General features: G+C 63.6%; 17 protein-coding genes and 1 pseudogene. 15 read left to right on the forward strand and 3 right to left on the reverse strand.

Annotation, left to right across the window (positions count from 1 at the left end):
• The first annotated feature begins 6 nt into the window (after positions 1-6).
• The 4 genes from NLY36_RS10950 to NLY36_RS10965 all read left to right on the forward strand — a co-directional run bounded on the left by NLY36_RS10950 (position 7) and on the right by NLY36_RS10965 (position 4,748).
• Positions 7-999 (forward strand): ABC transporter substrate-binding protein, encoded by a 993-nt coding sequence (locus NLY36_RS10950; RefSeq protein WP_023669816.1) that lies wholly within the window; start codon positions 7-9, stop codon positions 997-999.
• A 146-nt stretch (positions 1,000-1,145) separates the two neighbouring features.
• The gene (locus NLY36_RS10955; RefSeq protein WP_031196896.1) at positions 1,146-2,669 is read left to right on the forward strand and encodes a sugar ABC transporter ATP-binding protein; all 1,524 of its coding nucleotides are present in this window, start codon (positions 1,146-1,148) and stop codon (positions 2,667-2,669) included.
• 23 nt (positions 2,670-2,692) lie between these two features.
• Positions 2,693-3,658 (forward strand): ABC transporter permease, encoded by a 966-nt coding sequence (locus NLY36_RS10960; protein WP_023735136.1) that lies wholly within the window; start codon positions 2,693-2,695, stop codon positions 3,656-3,658.
• A 70-nt stretch (positions 3,659-3,728) separates the two neighbouring features.
• Positions 3,729-4,748 (forward strand): zinc-binding alcohol dehydrogenase family protein, encoded by a 1,020-nt coding sequence (locus NLY36_RS10965; RefSeq protein WP_023735137.1) that lies wholly within the window; start codon positions 3,729-3,731, stop codon positions 4,746-4,748.
• Positions 4,749-4,940: 192 nt separating this feature from the next.
• On the opposite strand, the pseudogene NLY36_RS31730 reads toward NLY36_RS10965, so the two are convergent.
• Both NLY36_RS31730 and phnF read right to left on the reverse strand, forming a co-directional pair.
• Positions 4,941-6,130, reverse strand: a pseudogene (locus tag NLY36_RS31730) (integrase core domain-containing protein).
• A gap of 218 nt (positions 6,131-6,348) precedes the next feature.
• The gene (gene phnF, locus NLY36_RS10980) at positions 6,349-7,098 is read right to left on the reverse strand and encodes a phosphonate metabolism transcriptional regulator PhnF (RefSeq protein WP_023735141.1); all 750 of its coding nucleotides are present in this window, start codon (positions 7,096-7,098) and stop codon (positions 6,349-6,351) included.
• Between the two features lie 118 nt (positions 7,099-7,216).
• On the opposite strand from phnF, the gene phnG reads away from it, so the two are divergent.
• From phnG to NLY36_RS10995, 3 genes are read left to right on the forward strand one after another with little or no spacing between them, the layout of a single operon-like run.
• Positions 7,217-7,678 carry a phosphonate C-P lyase system protein PhnG gene (phnG, locus tag NLY36_RS10985; RefSeq protein ID WP_023700148.1) on the forward strand — a complete coding sequence of 154 codons (462 nt, stop codon included), beginning with the start codon at positions 7,217-7,219 and terminating at the stop codon, positions 7,676-7,678.
• Positions 7,678-8,289 carry a phosphonate C-P lyase system protein PhnH gene (gene phnH, locus NLY36_RS10990; protein WP_023699002.1) on the forward strand — a complete coding sequence of 204 codons (612 nt, stop codon included), beginning with the start codon at positions 7,678-7,680 and terminating at the stop codon, positions 8,287-8,289. The genes phnG and phnH overlap by 1 nt, the downstream gene beginning before the upstream one ends.
• Positions 8,290-9,402, forward strand: a complete 1,113-nt coding sequence (locus NLY36_RS10995; protein WP_023699001.1) for a carbon-phosphorus lyase complex subunit — start codon at positions 8,290-8,292, stop codon at positions 9,400-9,402.
• A 2-nt stretch (positions 9,403-9,404) separates the two neighbouring features.
• Here the strand turns inward: NLY36_RS10995 and NLY36_RS11000 are convergent, their stop codons facing one another.
• Positions 9,405-9,623, reverse strand: coding sequence for a hypothetical protein (locus tag NLY36_RS11000; protein WP_023699000.1), 219 nt, complete (start codon positions 9,621-9,623; stop codon positions 9,405-9,407).
• Positions 9,624-9,688: 65 nt separating this feature from the next.
• On the opposite strand from NLY36_RS11000, the gene NLY36_RS11005 reads away from it, so the two are divergent.
• The 8 genes from NLY36_RS11005 to phnE (NLY36_RS11040) all read left to right on the forward strand — a co-directional run bounded on the left by NLY36_RS11005 (position 9,689) and on the right by phnE (NLY36_RS11040) (position 17,281).
• Positions 9,689-10,588, forward strand: a complete 900-nt coding sequence (locus NLY36_RS11005; RefSeq protein ID WP_023726432.1) for an alpha-D-ribose 1-methylphosphonate 5-phosphate C-P-lyase PhnJ — start codon at positions 9,689-9,691, stop codon at positions 10,586-10,588.
• Positions 10,585-11,361, forward strand: a complete 777-nt coding sequence (phnK, locus tag NLY36_RS11010; protein ID WP_023735142.1) for a phosphonate C-P lyase system protein PhnK — start codon at positions 10,585-10,587, stop codon at positions 11,359-11,361. Before NLY36_RS11005 ends, phnK begins: the two co-directional genes overlap by 4 nt.
• Positions 11,362-11,569: 208 nt before the next feature.
• Positions 11,570-12,277, forward strand: a complete 708-nt coding sequence (phnL, locus tag NLY36_RS11015) for a phosphonate C-P lyase system protein PhnL (RefSeq protein WP_023669827.1) — start codon at positions 11,570-11,572, stop codon at positions 12,275-12,277.
• Positions 12,274-12,891: a DapH/DapD/GlmU-related protein gene (locus tag NLY36_RS11020; RefSeq protein ID WP_023735143.1), complete on the forward strand. Its 618-nt coding sequence runs from the start codon at positions 12,274-12,276 to the stop codon at positions 12,889-12,891. Before phnL ends, NLY36_RS11020 begins: the two co-directional genes overlap by 4 nt.
• A gap of 130 nt (positions 12,892-13,021) precedes the next feature.
• The gene (gene phnC, locus NLY36_RS11025) at positions 13,022-13,879 is read left to right on the forward strand and encodes a phosphonate ABC transporter ATP-binding protein (protein ID WP_023669829.1); all 858 of its coding nucleotides are present in this window, start codon (positions 13,022-13,024) and stop codon (positions 13,877-13,879) included.
• A 148-nt stretch (positions 13,880-14,027) separates the two neighbouring features.
• Positions 14,028-14,936, forward strand: a complete 909-nt coding sequence (phnD, locus tag NLY36_RS11030; RefSeq protein ID WP_023735144.1) for a phosphonate ABC transporter substrate-binding protein — start codon at positions 14,028-14,030, stop codon at positions 14,934-14,936.
• 56 nt (positions 14,937-14,992) lie between these two features.
• A complete protein-coding gene (phnE, locus tag NLY36_RS11035; RefSeq protein ID WP_023735145.1) occupies positions 14,993-15,949 on the forward strand; it encodes a phosphonate ABC transporter, permease protein PhnE in 957 nt (318 codons plus the stop codon).
• Positions 15,950-17,281, forward strand: coding sequence for a phosphonate ABC transporter, permease protein PhnE (gene phnE, locus NLY36_RS11040; RefSeq protein ID WP_031249034.1), 1,332 nt, complete (start codon positions 15,950-15,952; stop codon positions 17,279-17,281).
• The last annotated feature ends 28 nt before the right edge of the window (positions 17,282-17,309 follow it).

The following is a 17,309-nucleotide window of genomic DNA, read 5'->3' on the forward strand; positions in this document are numbered from 1 at the left end:
TTCCTAATGAAATTCGTGACCAGCATTCTCAACCGCCGCTCACTGATGGCACTAGCTGCCGCCTCGATGCTTGCCGGCACGCTGCACACGGCGCCGGCTTCGGCGGCGGACGTGACCATTCCGATCATCGTCAAGGACACCACGTCCTTCTATTGGCAGATCGTCCTGGCCGGCGCCCGCAAGGCCGGCAAGGATCTCGGCGTCAACGTACCCGAACTCGGCGCCCAGGCTGAAACCGACGTCAACGGCCAGGTCTCGATCCTCGAGAATGCCGTCGCCGGCAACCCGGCCGCGATCGTCATCGCGCCGACCGAATTCAAGGCGCTTGGCAAGCCGATCGATGAAGCGGCCAGCAAGGTCAAGGTCATCGGCATCGACTCCGGCGCCGACTCCAAGGCGTTCACCTCGTTCCTGACCACCGACAATGTGCAGGGCGGACGCGTCGCCGCTGACGGTCTTGCAGCAGCCATCGGCGAAGCCAATGGCGGCAAGATCGAGGGCGACGTCGCCCTGATCACCAACGCGCCGGGCGCCGGTTCGCTGGAGCAGCGCAAGCAGGGCTTCACCGAGCAGCTGGCCGCGAAATATCCGGGGCTCAAGCTCGTCGCGGACAAATATGCCGACGGCCAGGCAACGACCGGTCTCAACATCGCCACCGACCTGATCACCGCCAACCCGAACCTCAAGGGCATCTTCGCGTCCAACCTGATCATGGCGCAGGGCGTCGGTCAGGCAGTCGCCGAGAACAACCTTGGCGGCAAGCTGGCGCTGGTCGGCTTCGACAGCGATGAGAAGCTGATCAAGTTCCTCAATGACGGCGTCATTTCCGCGCTCGTCGTCCAGGATCCGTACCGGATGGGCTATGACGGCATCAAGACCGCGCTCGCCGCCTCGAAGGGCGAGAAGGTCGAGGCCAATGTCGACACCGGCGCCAACCTGGTGACCAAGGCAAACATGAAAGACCCCAAGATCGACGCCCTGCTCAACCCGAAGCTCTGAGCCCGTCAGGCAAAAATCGTTTCCGGGGCCTCGCGCCCCGGAAACATTCGATACCGGCTTGAATATCCACCGGCTTGAATTACCTCGGCGATGTGGCTGACTGCATCGCGACGTGCCAACCGTAAGGCCAACCTGGGAGGATTGTCATGACGCCCACGGCGCAGGAACTGCACCCGGCCCCAACGCTAGCGCCCGGCAGGACGATCCTCGAACTGCACGGACTGGAAAAGCGCTATCCCGGCACGCATGCGTTGAAGCCCGTTCACCTTGCCTTCAAGGCAGGTGAGATCCACGCCATCGTCGGCGAGAACGGCGCCGGCAAATCCACCTTGATCAAGCTTCTGACCGGCGTCATGCCGCGCACCTCCGGCGATGTCATCTGGGAGGGCAAACCGGCAGCACTGGCAACCCCGCACGAGGCGATGGCGCTGGGCATCAACGCCGTGCATCAGGAGGTCGTGCTCTGCCGCCATCTCACCGTCGCCGCCAACATGTTCCTCGGCGAGGAGAATTCGCGCTTCGGCATCCTGCAGCAGCGCGCCATGGTCAAGGAAGCGCAGAAGATCATCGACGGTCTCGGCTTCGACCTGCCGGCGCATGTCATGCTGGGTGACCTCACCATCGGCCAGCAGCAGCTGATCGCCGCCGCCCGCGCCACCGTGCGCGGCACCAAGTTCCTGATTTTCGACGAGCCGACCGCCTATCTCACCCGCAAGGAAGCCGACCAGCTGTTCACGCTGATCCGCAGGCTCAAGGGCGAAGGCGTCACCATCATCTACATCAGCCATCGCATGGAAGAGGTGTTCGAACTCGCCGATCGCGTCTCGGTGCTGCGCGACGGCACGCTGGTCGGCACCCGCAACATTGCCGAGACCAATGACGCCGAGCTGGTCAAGATGATGATCAACCGCTCGATCGAGCAAGTCTACCACAAGGAGCATTTCACCCCCGGTGCCGTGATCGTTGAAGCGAAAAACCTGTCGGGCAAGGGCTTCGAAGACGTCTCGATAACAGTGCGTGCCGGCGAGATCGTCGGGCTCTATGGCCTGATCGGCGCCGGCCGCAGCGAGTTTGTCACCACGCTCTATGGCCGCCACAAGAAGTCGGCCGGCCAGATCCGCTGGCAAGGCAAACCGGTGCTGATCAATTCCGAGCACGACGCGATCAAGCTCGGCATGGCGCTGGCGCCGGAAAGCCGCCGCGACCAGGGCCTGTGCCTGAACCTGCCGGTCGGCCTCAACCTCAACCTGCCGATCTACAAGCGCATCTCCAACAACCTGCTGATTTCGAACACGAAGGAAAAGGCTGAAGCCGATCGCCAGATCGCCGGCCTCCGCATCAAAACGCCAACACGCGGCGCCCTGGCCTCCAGCCTGTCCGGCGGCAACCAGCAGAAGATCGTTATCGGCAAATGGCTGGCGCACGGCGCTAAGCTGTTCATCTTCGACGAGCCTACGGTCGGCGTCGATGTCGGCACCAAGGCCGAGATCTACCGCCTGTTCGGGGAACTGTTGTCCAAGGGCGCCGGCATCATCCTGATCTCGTCCTATCTGCCCGAGGTTTACGAGCTCGCCGATACGCTGCACGTGTTCCGGCGCGGCAAACTGGTCGCCAGCCATGGCTTTCGCGCCGCCAGCCACGAAGACGTGCTGACGCAGGCGATCGGCTGACAAAACAAGAAACGGGAGGAACCATGAGCATCGAAACCGTCGCGATCGAAAAACCGAAACGGAACTACAACGTCCTGTTCGGGCTGACGCTTCTGGCGTTGCTGGTTCTGCTCTGGATCGTGCTGTCGGTGGCGACGCCGAGCTTCGCCTCCTCCAACAACATCGCCAATCTTTTGCGGCAGGGCTCGATGATCGCCATCATGGCGGTCGGCCAGACCTTCGTCATCATCACCGGCGGCATCGACCTCTCGGTCGGCGCCGTGGTCGGCTTCGCCACCGTCATTGTCGCCATGATGATCAATGCCGGCTTCCCGATCTGGGTCGGCATTCTGGTGACGCTGCTGGTCGGCGTTGCCATCGGACTGTTCCATGGCTTCGGCATCGTCAAGATGGGCCTGCCGCCCTTCATCATCACGCTGGCGACGCTGACCTCGTTGCGCGGCATCGGCCTGTTGATGACCAACGGCAATTCGATCAACATCAACAGCGACAGCTTCACCGCGTTCTCGCGCAGTTCCTTTGTCGGCATCCCCAATCTGTTCTGGATGGTGATCCTGGTCGGTATCCCGGCCTACATCTTCCTGCACCACAGCCGCTGGGGCCGCTATCTCTTCTCTGTGGGATCCAATGCCGAGGCCTCGCGCCTCTCGGGCGTCAATGTCCAGCGCACCATCTACATGGCCTACACGCTGTCGGGCCTATGCGCGGCCTTCGTCGGCGTGCTGCTGGCGGCGCGCATCGGCATCGGCAACCCTACCCAGGCGGAAGGTTGGGAGTTGCAGGCGATCGCCTCATCGGTGATCGGCGGCACTTCGCTGTTCGGCGCCGTCGGCTCGGTGCATGGCCCGCTGCTCGGCGCCTTCATCCTGGCCACCATCAACAACGGCGCCAATCTGCTCAACGTCAACTCGTTCTGGCAGCGCATCATCACCGGCGCGCTGATCATAATCATCGTCTATTTCGACGGGCTGCGCCGTCGCGGCAAGTAATTCTCCCTGACCTTCCGTGTCGGTCCGCTCAACAACGGACCGGCGCCTTTTTGAACACTGGAATTGCCGAATGAAAGCTGTTGTCTGCCGCTCGCCCGGCGAGCTTGTCCTGGAAGACCGGCCGGCGCCAGGAGCGCCGCCTGCCGGCTGGGCGCTGGTCGCCGTCAGCCATGTCGGCATCTGCGGCACCGACTACCACATCTTCGAAGGCAAGCACCCGTTCCTCGCCTATCCCCGCATCATGGGCCACGAAGTGTCGGGCACCGTCGTCGAGACCGGCGAAGATGTCGACCTTGCCGTGGGCGAGCCCGTCATCATCAATCCCTATCTCGCTTGCGGAAAATGCATCGCCTGCCGACACGGCAAGCCGAATTGCTGCGTCAGGATCGAAGTGCTTGGCGTGCATCGCGACGGCGCCATGGCCGAGCAGATCCTGGTGCCGGCACGGAATCTTTATCCGGCAAACGGCTTATCGCTGGCCGATGCGGCGGCGGTGGAATTCCTCGCCATCGGCGCGCATGCCGTGCGGCGCGCTCGCGCCGAACCAGGCGCCCGCACGCTGGTCATCGGCGCCGGGCCGATCGGCCTTGGCGCAGCGCTGTTTGCGCGCATCGCCGGGCTCGATGTCAGCCTGCTCGACATGAGCACGGAGCGGCTGGATTTTGCAAAAGGCGAACTCGGCTTCGCCACGCTCGACGGTTCACAAAAAGCGGCAGCCGAACTGGTGCGCGACGCAACCGGCGGCGAAGGGTTCGACGTCGTCTTCGACGCCACCGGCAACACCGCCTCGGTGCAGTCGGCCTTCGCCCATGTCGCGCATGGTGGCACGCTCGTGCTGGTCAGCGTCGTCAAGGACGACATCGTCTTTTCCGATCCGGAATTCCACAAGCGCGAAATGACATTGATCGGCAGCCGCAACGCGCTGAAAGTCGATTTCGACCACGTCGCCGCCTCCATCCGCAACGGCGCGGTGCCGCTGGCGAAACTTGTCACCCACCGCACGACACTGGCCGGAACGCCGCGCGATCTCGCAAGATGGGCGCATGAGAAATCCGGGCTGATCAAGGCGGTGATCGAGGTGGGTTCTTAACATGGCAGGCGGTGAACCCGGCCGGAATTGACCATGCCCTGCGCAGGTCGACCCCCACTCCGTCGAGCTTCGCTCGACACCTCTCCCCCGATCGACGGGGGAGAGGAAAGGCGCGAGCTTGGCAAGGCGGCTTGTCCAGCCGATAGATGGGTAACACTTTGAACCGGATACATAGATGACACTTCTCTCCCCCTATGCGTCGGCCGCAGCGCCAAGCGGATTGGTTGGCGCGGCGCTGCGGCGGACAAGCTTCATATGCCGTGTGTCGATGATGCCGAGCGGGTGGGCATGGAATGAGAGTGTCCATTGTCCGTCTTCGGTCTCCAACGCAGCGACCGGTTCGCCCGCCAGCGCTTGCGAGACATATATGAAGCCGCCATTCCATCGGATCTCGCCATTGTGGCGCACGCGGCGGACCGAGGCCTCGGCCGGATAGACGGGCTCGGGTGGTGTCCTGGGCATGGCGCGCTGTGAGGACCGGTAGTGCTGGGCGGGCGTATCCATGCCCAGCGCCTCATGGGGACGTTCCTCATTGTAGCTGTGGCGGAAGGTCTCGAAGGCCTGGCCCTGTGCCGTTCGGTCGGCTTCCGGTGCCTCGGCCATCGGCAGCATGGTCAGGTGAAAGCGCTCGTGACGTCCGTTCTGCTGTGGCCTGCCGGGTGCGATCCGCTCCAGCGTGATGCCGAGCTTGATGAAGCGCACGACAAGCGGCGTCAGCCCGGTGACGCCGGCCGATGCGAAGGGCGGGCCATTGTCGCTTTTGAAGCGATCCGGCAGGCCATGCTCTTCAAACAGCCGTTCGAACACCGGCCAGGCTTCGCTATCGGCCGTCGACCCCGTCGCTTCGAGCGCCAGAAGAAGCGGCTCGACGCATCCATCACCGTCAAGGGTTCGCAACGCCAGCCGTCGCGGGTCCGGAACCAGCCCTTGTGATCGCCAGTCCACACCGCGTTCGGTTCTTGCGGCTGTGGCCAGGGTCCATTGCCGCAGGCCCGCAGGCGGGGTCGCTTGCGGGCGCGGACAAGCCCATGCCGCGCAAGGATCGCGCCGACCGTCGAGGCTGAAGGCCACATGAACTCGGGAGCCGTGCGCCTGAGCCGTGCCACGATCTTCTTTGGACCCCAGAGCGGATGCAGCTCCTTGGCCGCCACAATCCGCTCAACCAGATCCTGAGCTGTCGCCCGGCCATGATTGAGCGGGGCTCGCGGCAGGTCGTGCAAACCCTCAGGCCCAAACGTCCGATAGCGTCCTAGCCATTTGTAGCCGTTCTTGCGTGAGATCCCGTAGGCCGCACAAAGCGCAACCATCGTCTCATCCCCAGAAAGACACTCCACAACAAACCGTAGCCGCTCGTCCATGATGCCAGTCTCTCGCCAAACCATCGCCGGTCCTCCGGCGGACAAGAAAACTGTCACCCATGCTATCGGTCCATTCTGTTACCTATCTATCCGGTTCGGACAGCCCTTCCTCTCCCTCCGGAGGGGGGAGAGGTGGCTCGGCGAAGCCGAGACGGAGTGGGGGAAGGCGGTCCTCAAACGTCAAGCCGCTGACAAGTGAGCGCGACCGAGTTGGTCTGATGTCGCATGAGTCTCGACGCTCCCTACAGCGCCGACAGCTTCAGCTCCACCCGCTCCGCCGGAAACCGCGTTTCGGCGAACTGGATCGGCTGGCCGTCCGGTGTGACGTTGACGGCGACCGCGACCAGCACGATGGCGCCGGGCTGCAAATCGAGATCGGCAAGGTCGGCGGCGTCGGCGTGACGCGCCGACAGAACCGTCGATTGCCGGAGATAATCGTCGATGCCGAAACGCCGGAGCGAGGCGGTTATCGAACCGGTCTCCGCCATCACGGCATCGATGCCGGCGAAGCGCTTTGCTTCGTACCAGCTGGCGGCGCGGGACACCGGCCGTCCATCGGCTTCGCCGCGCGTCTCCAGCCGGATCACCTCGGTGCCCCTGGCAAGGCCGAGGCCGTCGGCGACGCGCTGGCTGGCCGATTCAACTACGGACGAGAGCAGCACGATATGCCGTTCCGAAGTCTGTCCCTGCAGGCCCGTCGAAAAACGCGTGCGCGCGCCGATCGGATAGGACAGCCGCTTGCGCGACAACACGAAAGTGCCGCGTCCCTGCTCGGCCCGCAGCACACCGTCCTGTACCAGGGCCGATATGGCGCTGCGCACCGTGTGGCGGTTGACGCCGTAGCGTTCGGCCAGCGCCATCTCCGGCGGCAGCGCGGCATTCTCGGCGAAATCGCCGGACGCAATCGAATGCAGGATCTGGTCGGCGATCTGCCGCCAGAGCGAGACGCCACTGCGGCGTTCGATGCTGCTCGCGCTCTTTTGAGCCACCATTTCCCCCCCGCTCCAGCCCCTGTCATCCACCCGTCATGGACACGGGTTAGATAATAGGTATAATTTGTATAGTTGTCTATATCACTAGACAAATTTTATATGGTCAGGGAGTAACCCAATGCGAGGACAGGAAGCGCGGGAACAGGCCGAGCGCAAAGACGTCATGGCAACGCTGGCGCAGGCTAACGGCGACGACATCGCCCGGCTCTGGAACGAGGCCGGCCTGACCTCCGAGGCCGAGCTTCTGCGTGGCCCGGAAACCGGTCTGGTCACCGTGCGTGGTCGCATCGGCGGCGGCGGCGCACCCTTCAATGTCGGTGAAGCGACGGTCACCCGCGCCACAGTTCGGCTCCCTTCCGGACAGGTCGGCCACAGCTACATGCTTGGCCGCGACAGGAAGAAGGCCAGGCTGGCCGCAATCGCCGACGCGCTCTGGCAGGACCCGGCGCAGCGCAGGACGGTCGAAACCGCGCTGGTGGCGCCGCTGCGTGCCGCCCAAGGCGAAGCGCGCGAAAAGCGCCGCGCCGAGACGGCGGCAACGAAAGTGGATTTCTTCACCATGGTGCGCGGAGAAGACTGATGGACATCGCAGCTCAATCGATCGACGGCGGTTTCGCCGATCCGGTGTTCAACGCCCAGACCGTCTTCCGCGCAATCATGGACGCCATGGCGCGGCCGGGCAGCGTGCAGCCTCTGCCGGCCTTCGCCCGGCCGCCGGCGCCGCTGTCGGCAACCGCCGGCGCCATCGCGCTTTCGCTATGCGACAACGACACCCCGCTCTGGCTCGACCCTGCCTTGCAGGCGTCCGCGGCAGTCAAATCCTGGCTCGGTTTCCGCACCGGCGCGCCACTTGCCAACACGCCGGCCGATGCGCATTTCGCCTTGATCGCCAACCCGGCCGAGATGGCTGCTCTCGACGGCTTTTCGCAAGGCACGCAGGACTATCCCGACCGCTCGACGACACTGATCCTGCAGGTCAGCAATCTCGTCTCGGGCGCGCCGCTGTTGCTCGAAGGTCCTGGCATCGAAGTCTCTGCCGCGATCGCGCCGGCACAGATGCCGCGTCATTTCGTCGAACAGTGGAAGCAGAACAGCCAGCGCTTTCCGCGCGGCGTCGACATCCTCCTGGCGGCGCCCGACGGTATCGCCTGCCTGCCGCGCACGACGCGAATCAATACGATGGAGGCATAAATGTATGTCGCGGCAAAAGGCGGCGAAGTCGCAATCGCCAATGCCCACAGCCTGCTTGCGGACCGCCGTCGCGGCGACCGTTCGGTGCCGGCGCTGCGCCTCGACCAGATCGTGGAACAGCTGGCGCTCGGCGTCGACCGGGTGATGAGCGAAGGATCGCTCTACGACCGGGAACTGGCGGCGCTCGCCATAGTCCAGGCGCGCGGCGACATGATCGAGGCGATCTTCCTGGTGCGCGCCTACCGCACCACACTGCCGCGCTTCGGCTACACCAACGCCATCGACACCGGCGCCATGCTGGTCGAGCGGCGCGTGTCGGCGACCTACAAGGATTTGCCCGGCGGCCAGCTGCTTGGGCCTACCTTCGACTACACCCACCGCCTGCTCGACCCGGAACTCGCCGCCGGCGCCGATGTCGCCGAACCGCTCCAGCGCGAGACGGAAACGCAGGCCATGCCGCGCGTTTCGACGATCCTCGCCCGCGAAGGGCTGATTGAGCCGGATGGCGACATGCCGCAGGACCATGTCCCCGGCGACATCACCCGCGAGCCGCTTGAGTTTCCGATGGCGCGCGACATCCGCCTGCAGGCGCTGTCACGCGGCGATGAAGGGTTTCTGCTGGCGCTCGGCTATTCCACCCAGCGCGGCTATGCCCGCAACCACCCCTTTGTCGGCGAGGTGCGTATCGGCGAGGTCGAGCTGGAACTCGACGTGCCGGAACTGCCCTTCGCCGTGCTGCTCGGCAAGGTCCGCGTCACCGAATGCCAGATGGTCAACCAGTTCAAGGGCTCGGCCAAGGCGCCGCCGCAATTCACCCGCGGCTACGGACTGGTCTTCGGCCAAAGCGAGCGCAAGGCGATGGCCATGGCGCTGTGCGACCGCGCGCTGCGCGCAACGGAACTCGGCGAAGATGTCGTCGCCGCCGCGCAGGACGAGGAGTTCGTCATCTCGCACTCCGACAATGTTCAGGCGACCGGCTTCGTGGAGCATTTGAAGCTGCCGCACTATGTCGACTTCCAGGCCGAGCTCGATTTGGTGCGCCGCATGCGCGCCGAATACGAAGCTCGAGAGAACCCTGCAAAGGTGGAAGAGAAGCGGGAGGCGGCCGAATGAGCCTAATCGCCCCCGCCATTGCCGCCACCCCCGTTGCCGCCATCCCCGTTGCCGCCGTCATGGGAATGGCTGCTATGCCCGCCGACGTAGCTGCCGTTTCCGCCTGTGACATGCGCGCCATCTCTGGAAGCAGGCAGAAACAAGCGCCGAGGTACAAAACCGACCACGCAGACAAACGCCAGAAGCAGAATTGCAATCTGGATCCAACCGGTCTGAGTCATTCGACTTCGCCTTTATTTCCGTTTTCTGGGCGTCAATGCAATAGCAGGGAGTGGATTTGATCGCCATGACCGACATCGCCACCTACAACTTCGCCTATCTCGACGAGCAGACCAAAAGGATGATCCGCCGGGCGATCCTCAAGGGCATCGCCATCCCTGGCTATCAGGTTCCCTTCGCTTCGCGCGAAATGCCGATGCCCTATGGCTGGGGCACTGGCGGCGTGCAGGTCACCGCCTCGATTATCGGGCCGGACGATGTGCTGAAAGTCATCGACCAGGGCGCCGACGACACCACCAATGCCGTCTCGATCCGCGCCTTCTTCAAGAAGGTAGCCAACGTCGCGGTGACGACCGATACCGCCAGCGCCACCATCATCCAGACCCGCCATCGCGTCCCGGAACACCCGCTGAGCGCCGGCCAAGTTCTAGTCTACCAAGTGCCGATACCCGAGCCGTTGCGCTTCCTCGAGCCGCGCGAAACCGAAACGCGCAAAATGCATGCGCTCGAGGAATACGGCCTGATGCATGTGAAGCTCTACGAGGACATTGCCAAACACGGCCGCATCGCCACCACCTATGCCTATCCGGTCAAGGTCGAGGGCCGCTATGTCATGGACCCCTCGCCGACGCCGAAATTCGACAACCCCAAAATGCACCGTTCGCCGGCCCTGCAACTGTTCGGAGCCGGGCGCGAAAAGCGCATCTATGCCGTGCCGCCCTTCACCGATGTCGTCAGCCTCGACTTCGAGGATCATCCCTTCGAGGTCCAGACCTTCGACCTGCCCTGTGCGCTGTGCGCGGCGGAAAATGTCTATCTCGACGAGGTCATCCTCGACGACCATGGCGACCACATGTTCGTCTGCTCCGACACCGACCATTGCGAGAAGCGGCGCGCCGAAGGACATCGCGGCCACCTTGCGGCTGAAAGCCATGTTACCGCAGGAAAGATGAGGCCAGCAGAATGACCGGCGACCCACTGCTGCGCGTCTCCGAACTGTCCAAATTCTACGGCTCGCGCGTCGGCTGCGAGAATGTCACCTTCGACCTGTGGCCGGGTGAGGTTCTGGCCGTCGTCGGCGAATCCGGCTCCGGCAAGACGACGCTGCTCAACTGCCTGTCGACGCGGCTGCTACCATCTTCTGGCACCGCCAGCTACCGCATGCGCGACGGCCAGTTCCGCGAACTCTACCGTATGAGCGAGGCCGAGTGCCGCTTCCTGATGCGCACCGAATGGGGCTTTGTTCATCAGAACCCCGCCGACGGCTTGCGCATGACGGTGTCTGCCGGCGCCAATGTCGGCGAGCGGCTAATGGCGGTCGGTGACCGCCATTACGGCAAGATCCGCGCCACTGCCGTCGACTGGCTGTCGCGCGTCGAGATCGACGAGGACCGCATCGACGACGAGCCGCGCGCCTTTTCCGGCGGCATGCGCCAGCGCCTGCAAATCGCCCGCAACCTCGTCACCGGACCGAGGCTGGTGTTCATGGACGAGCCGACCGGCGGCCTCGACGTCTCGGTGCAGGCGCGCCTGCTCGATTTGCTGCGCGGGTTGGTCACCGATCTCGGCCTGGCGGCCATCGTCGTCACCCACGATCTCGCCGTCGCCCGGCTTCTGTCGCAGCGTATGATGGTGATGAAAGACGGCCGTGTCGTCGAAAGCGGCCTGACGGATCGCGTGCTCGACGATCCCCGCGCGCCTTACACGCAATTGCTTGTTTCCTCGATTCTACAGGTGTGAAGATGGCGCCAAGGCACCCCCCTCTGGCCTGCCGGCCATCTCCCCCTCAAGGGGGGAGATCAGCAGCTTTTATGTCCCGCCCCTTCTACGATGCAGAAGAATGGCGAAGTCGAACGCGACAGCCAATCTCCCCCCTTGAGGGGGAGACGCCTGGCAAGGCAGAGGGGGGTGTTGGCCCGCGGACGAACAACGATTGGAGAACCTTCTGATGCCGACGCCCCTCGTTGTTTCCGGCGTCGCCAAAAGCTTCACCATGCATCTGCGCGACGGCATCAGATTGCCGGTTGTCGCCGGCGTCTCATTCTCGATCCGGGCCGGTGAATGCGCCGTGCTCGGCGGGCCTTCCGGCGCCGGCAAAAGCTCGATCCTGAAAATGCTCTATGGCAATTATGCCGTCGATGAAGGCCAGATCATCGTTCAGCATGAGGGTGGCCTGATCGATCTCGCCATCGCCAGCCCGCGCACGGTGCTTTCCGTGCGCCGCCAGACGATCGGCTATGTCAGCCAGTTCCTGCGCACCGTGCCGCGCGTCTCCGCGCTCGACGTGGTCGCCGAGCCGCTGGTCGAACGCGGCGAGGACCGCGAGAGCGCGCGGAAAAAAGCACGCACCTTGCTGGGGCAGCTCAATTTGCCGGAAAAGCTCTGGGCGCTGCCGCCGGCGACTTTCTCGGGCGGTGAGCAGCAGCGCGTCAATATCGCGCGCGGCTTCATCACCGAGCATCCGGTCTTGCTGCTCGACGAGCCGACAGCTTCGCTCGATTCGAAAAACCGCGACGTTGTGGTTGCGTTGATCGCCGCCAAGAAGGCCGGCGGTGTCGCCTTGCTCGGCATCTTCCATGACCCGGATGTGCGTGACGCCGTCGCCGATCGCATCATCGACGTGACCTCTTTCGCCGCCGGAAAAATCGCTGCATGAGCAGGAAACTATCGGAAGCGCCGTTGGTCCACGCCACGGCGCAGGTCGAGAACTCGACATTGGGGCGCTGGACAGAGATCGCCGACCGCAGCCGCGTGTCCGAAAGCATCCTCGGCGACTATTCCTACATCATGCAGGACTGCGTCGTCTGGTGCGCGACCATCGGCAAGTTCTCCAACATAGCCGCCGCCGTGCGCATCAACGCCACAAACCACCCGACCTGGCGGCCGACGCTGCATCACTTCACCTATCGCGCCTCCGACTATTGGGACGACGCCGAGCACGAAACAGAATTCTTCGCCCAGCGCCGCGCCAAACGCGTCTCCATCGGCCACGACACCTGGCTCGGCCACGGCTCGACCATCCTGCCCGGCGTCACCGTCGGCGATGGTGCTGCCGTAGGCGCCGGCGCTGTGGTGTCGAAGGATGTCGCGCCCTACACCATCGTTGGCGGGGTGCCAGCCAAGCCGATCCGCGAGCGTTTCGATCGCCGCACGGCCGAACGCTACCAGGCGCTCGCCTGGTGGGACTGGGACCACGCCAGGCTGCGCGCCGCGCTCGACGATTTTCGCGTACTCGAGGCAGAAGCGTTCCTCGAGAAATACGGCGCCTGATCGGGTGCGATCACCCCCACTTGGCGCACGGCTGTGGAGCGTAACAAAACTGACATCTTGATGACATGGCAGGTTCATGTCGCTGCGCTAGGCGAGAACCAGGCGATCAATTCAGGTCTGGAACTCTTCGATGTTGTCGACCCCTGCCACGCTCGAAATCCGCGGCGTCTCGCGCCGATTTGGCAAGAACACCGCCGTCAGCGCCATCGACCTGTCGATCCCGCAGGGCCAGATGGTCGGCATCATCGGTCGTTCCGGCGCCGGCAAATCCACCCTCCTTCGCATGATCAACCGTCTCATCGACCCCAGCCAGGGATCGATTTTTTTTGACGGTGCCGAGGTCTCGCGGCTGCGTGGCTCGCCGCTGCGACGCTGGCAGCGCGACTGCGCCATGATCTTCCAGCAGTTCAACCTGGTGCCGCGCCTCGATGTGCTGACCAATGTGCTGCTCGGCCGTCTCAATCATCGCTCGACCTTTTCCAACCTGCTCGGCATGTTTACCCGCGCCGAATGCGCCGAGGCGATTGCAGCACTCGAGCGCCTCGACATCGCCCGCACCGCACTGCAGCCAGCCGGCACGCTGTCTGGCGGCCAGCAGCAGCGCGTCGCCATTGCCCGCGCCATGATGCAGCAGCCCAAGGTGCTGCTCGCCGATGAGCCGATCGCTTCGCTCGACCCGCTCAACGCCAAGGTGGTGATGGACTCGCTGCAGGACATCAACCTGCGCGAAGGCATCACCGTCGTCACCAATCTGCACACGCTGGACACCGCCCGCACCTATTGCAACCGCATCATCGGCATGGCTGCCGGCAAGATCGTCTTCGACGGTCCGCCGGAAGCGCTCAACCGCGAGGCCGTGCGCCTGGTCTATGGCGCCGACGGCAACGGCGTCGATATCTCCGAGGCCATCACCTCGACCAGCATCGCCTACAAGCAAAAGATCGCCGCATCCGCCAGCCCGCTCGAGCCCGCATTCCCCGGGTACTGATCCATGATCCCGAAAAGTGGATACCGGTTTTCGGAAAAGATCATGGACCAAAACTGAGCCGCACTGGATCGACCGCCCGCGTCAAGGGCACTTGCAAAAATCAAGAACGCTGCCGGCGCGGGGCCGGAACTTACAGGAGAGACATCAAATGTTCAGGAAGATGGTATTCGGCGCCGTTTCGGCCCTCGCCATGACAACCAGCGCCGCGCATGCGGCCGACCTCAAGGAATTCCGCGTCGGCATCCTCGGCGGAGAGAACGAAACCGACCGCCTGCGCAACTATCAGTGCCTGGCCGATCACCTGAAGACCGAATTCGGCTTCGAAAAGGTCTCGCTGTTCCCCGCCGCCGACTATGACGGCGTCATCCAGGGCCTGCTCGGCGGCACGCTCGACTTCGCCGAACTCGGCGCTTCCGGCTACGCCAGCGTCTACATCAAGGACCCGAAGGCGGTCACCCCGATCCTCACCACCCAGCAGACCGACGGCGCCACCGGCTATTATTCCATCGGCCTGGCGCTGAAGTCTTCGGGCATTACCGACATCAAGTCGGCCAAGGGCAAGAAGCTCGGCTACGCCGATCCGGACTCGACCTCGGGCTACCTGATCCCGCTGACCCAGATCCCGAAGGACACCGGCGCCTCGAACGACGCCTACTTCGCCTCGACCCAGTTCAATGGCGGCCATGAAAACAACATCCTCGCCGTTCGCGACGGCAAGGTCGACGTTGCGGTTGACGATTCCTCCGGCATCGGCGACTTCAAGAACGGCTACACCTCCGGCACCTTCCACAAGGTCACCGCCAAGGGCGCCGTCGACCCCAACGACTTCGTCGAAGTCTGGCGCTCGGGCCTGATCCCGAACGGCCCGCTGGTCGTGCGCACCGCGCTCGGCGACGACATGACCGCCAAGCTTGCCGCCTTCTTCACCGACCTGCCGAAGAAGGACAAGGCCTGTTTCGAAGGCGTCGAAGGCGGCGACTTCACCGGTTACGTCCCGGTCAAGCCTGACTTCTACAACGTCATCGTCGAAGCCCGTAAGGCAGCCATCGGCGGCTGACGGCAAAATCAGAAAGGGCGACGTGAAAAACGCCGCCCTTTTTGCATGTCCCGATCATGACCATCTCAGCAACAGCCCGCTCCAACGCGACCCTGCAGGTAGCCAACGCCTGGCAGCGCCAGATATCGTTGCGGCGGCTTTATACCATCCTCGGCATCGGCCTGCTGCTGGCGGCGACGCTGTCGAGCATGTGGTTCGCCGACGAGGCCAATGCCGGTCACTTCTGGGACCGGCTGCCGCATATATTCGACTTCCTCAGCTGGCTGATCCCGAAGGACTGGAACGACGTCTGGCGGGCGCTGTTCGACATCGCCTCGCCGCATGACACCGGCACCCAGGAGTTCAACTTCCCGCTCGGCCGCGTCTATGTCTGGGGCGGCTTCTACATCCCCGAATATTTCGAGCTGATGCTGACCACACTCAACGTGGCGCTGGTCTCGACCTTCATCGGCTTCATCTTCGCCGTGCCGTTTTCCTTCATCGCCGCGCGCAACCTGACGCCGCATCCGGTGCTGCGGCTCGTCGTCAAGCGCTTCATGGAATTGCTGCGCGCCTTTCCCGAGATCGTCATTGCCGGCCTGTTCGCGGCCATCGTCTCGACCGGCCCGATTGCCGCCATCATCGCCATCGGACTGCATTCGATCGGCGCGCTGGGCAAGCTGTTCTACGAGATCAACGAGAACATCGACATGCGCGCCGAGGAAGGCCTGAGGGCGGTCGGCGGCAACTGGTTCGAGCGCGTGCGCTTCGCCGACCTGCCGCAGGTGCTGCCCAACTTCATGTCCTACACATTGCTGCGCGTCGAGATCAACGTGCGGGCGTCGACCATCATCGGCGCCGTCGGCGGCGGCGGCATCGGCGAGGAATTGAAGCTGTCGATCTCGCGCGGCTTCGGCGCCAAGACGGTGGCGTTGGTGCTGCTGTTGTTCACGACGATCTTCATCGTCGACCAGTTCTCCGCCTGGCTGCGCCGCAAGCTGGTCGGCGAGCAAGCTTTTCTGATGAGCGCTTAAATGACCGCTTTGACCACTGATCAGGTCCAGTCGATCGAGGAACGCTATCCGCAAATCTTTCGGCGGCCGGCCTACAAGCGCTTCGCGCCGCTGTTCCTGTTCGGCGGCATCCTGCTCTACCTCGTTTACGCCTTGTGGTTTTTCAACCTGCCGCAGGTGATGCGCGACTCGCATTGGGAGCGCCTGCCGCTCTTCCTGACGCAATGGATCAGCAACGATCTGCAGCCTGAATTCCGCCTCGACCAGCCCGAAATCACGCCGAAATACCCGCGGTTTTCAGCACTCGGCGAGAACCCAGATCCCGACTGGGTTGTCAAGAACGCGGATGGCACCTTCACCGTCCTGATCGATGGCGCGGCCAGGTCCGTCACCTTCGACAAGACCAAAGCGACGATCGTCGCCAATGGCGAGACGGTGCCGGTGGCGCTGACCAGCGGTAAGCCGGTAATTACAGGTCCGGTGCCTGGCTGGATCACCGCGCATGACGACGAGATCGTCGCCAGGATGGGCTTTGTCGGCGAAGTGCGCGTCACCGTCGATCGCGTCAAGGTCCGCAAGCGCTTCCTCGGCTGGGCAAATTTCGTCTTCGACACGCGCTCGCCCTTCTTCGGCAAATCGGCCAGTGAAGTGATCTCGCTGATCTGGTCCGGACCGGAACTTAAGCCTGGCACCTCGAACCTCGCGCTCGCCGGCGACAACATCTGGAACAATGCGGAGTGGCAGCATGGCGACGTCTGGACGAAACTGCTGCAGACCATCGTCATGGCCTTTCTCGGCACGTTGCTCGGCGGCCTCGTCGCCTTCCCGCTCGCCTTCTTCGCCGCCCGCAACATCACGCCGAGCGGATTGTTCGGCCAGGTGCTCAAGCGCTTCTTCGATTTCATGCGATCGGTCGACATGCTGATCTGGGCGCTGTTCTTCACCCGCGCCTTCGGCCCGGGACCGCTCGCCGGCAGCGCCGCGATCTTCTTCACCGAAATAGGCACGCTCGGCAAAATCTATTCGGAAAGCCTGGAAAACATCGACGACAAACCGCGCGAGGGCATCAAGTCGACCGGCGCCAACGGCCTGCTGGTGCAGCGCTATGGGGTCATGCCGGAAGTGATCCCGGTCTTCATCAGCCAGACGCTCTACCAGTGGGAATCCAACACAAGAGGCGCCACCATCATCGGCGCCGTCGGCGCTGGCGGCATCGGCCTGAAACTCTGGGAAGCCATGCGCACCAATTCCAACTGGGCCAACGTCTTCTACATGGTGCTGCTGATCCTGCTCGTCGTGTTTGTGTTCGACAACATCTCGAATTTCCTGAGACGCCGGCTCAGCCGGACCTGATTACAACAGGATGCAGGCCGAGGAGGGG

It is taken from the genome of Mesorhizobium sp. C399B, assembly GCF_030323185.1.
GTDB lineage: Bacteria > Pseudomonadota > Alphaproteobacteria > Rhizobiales > Rhizobiaceae > Mesorhizobium.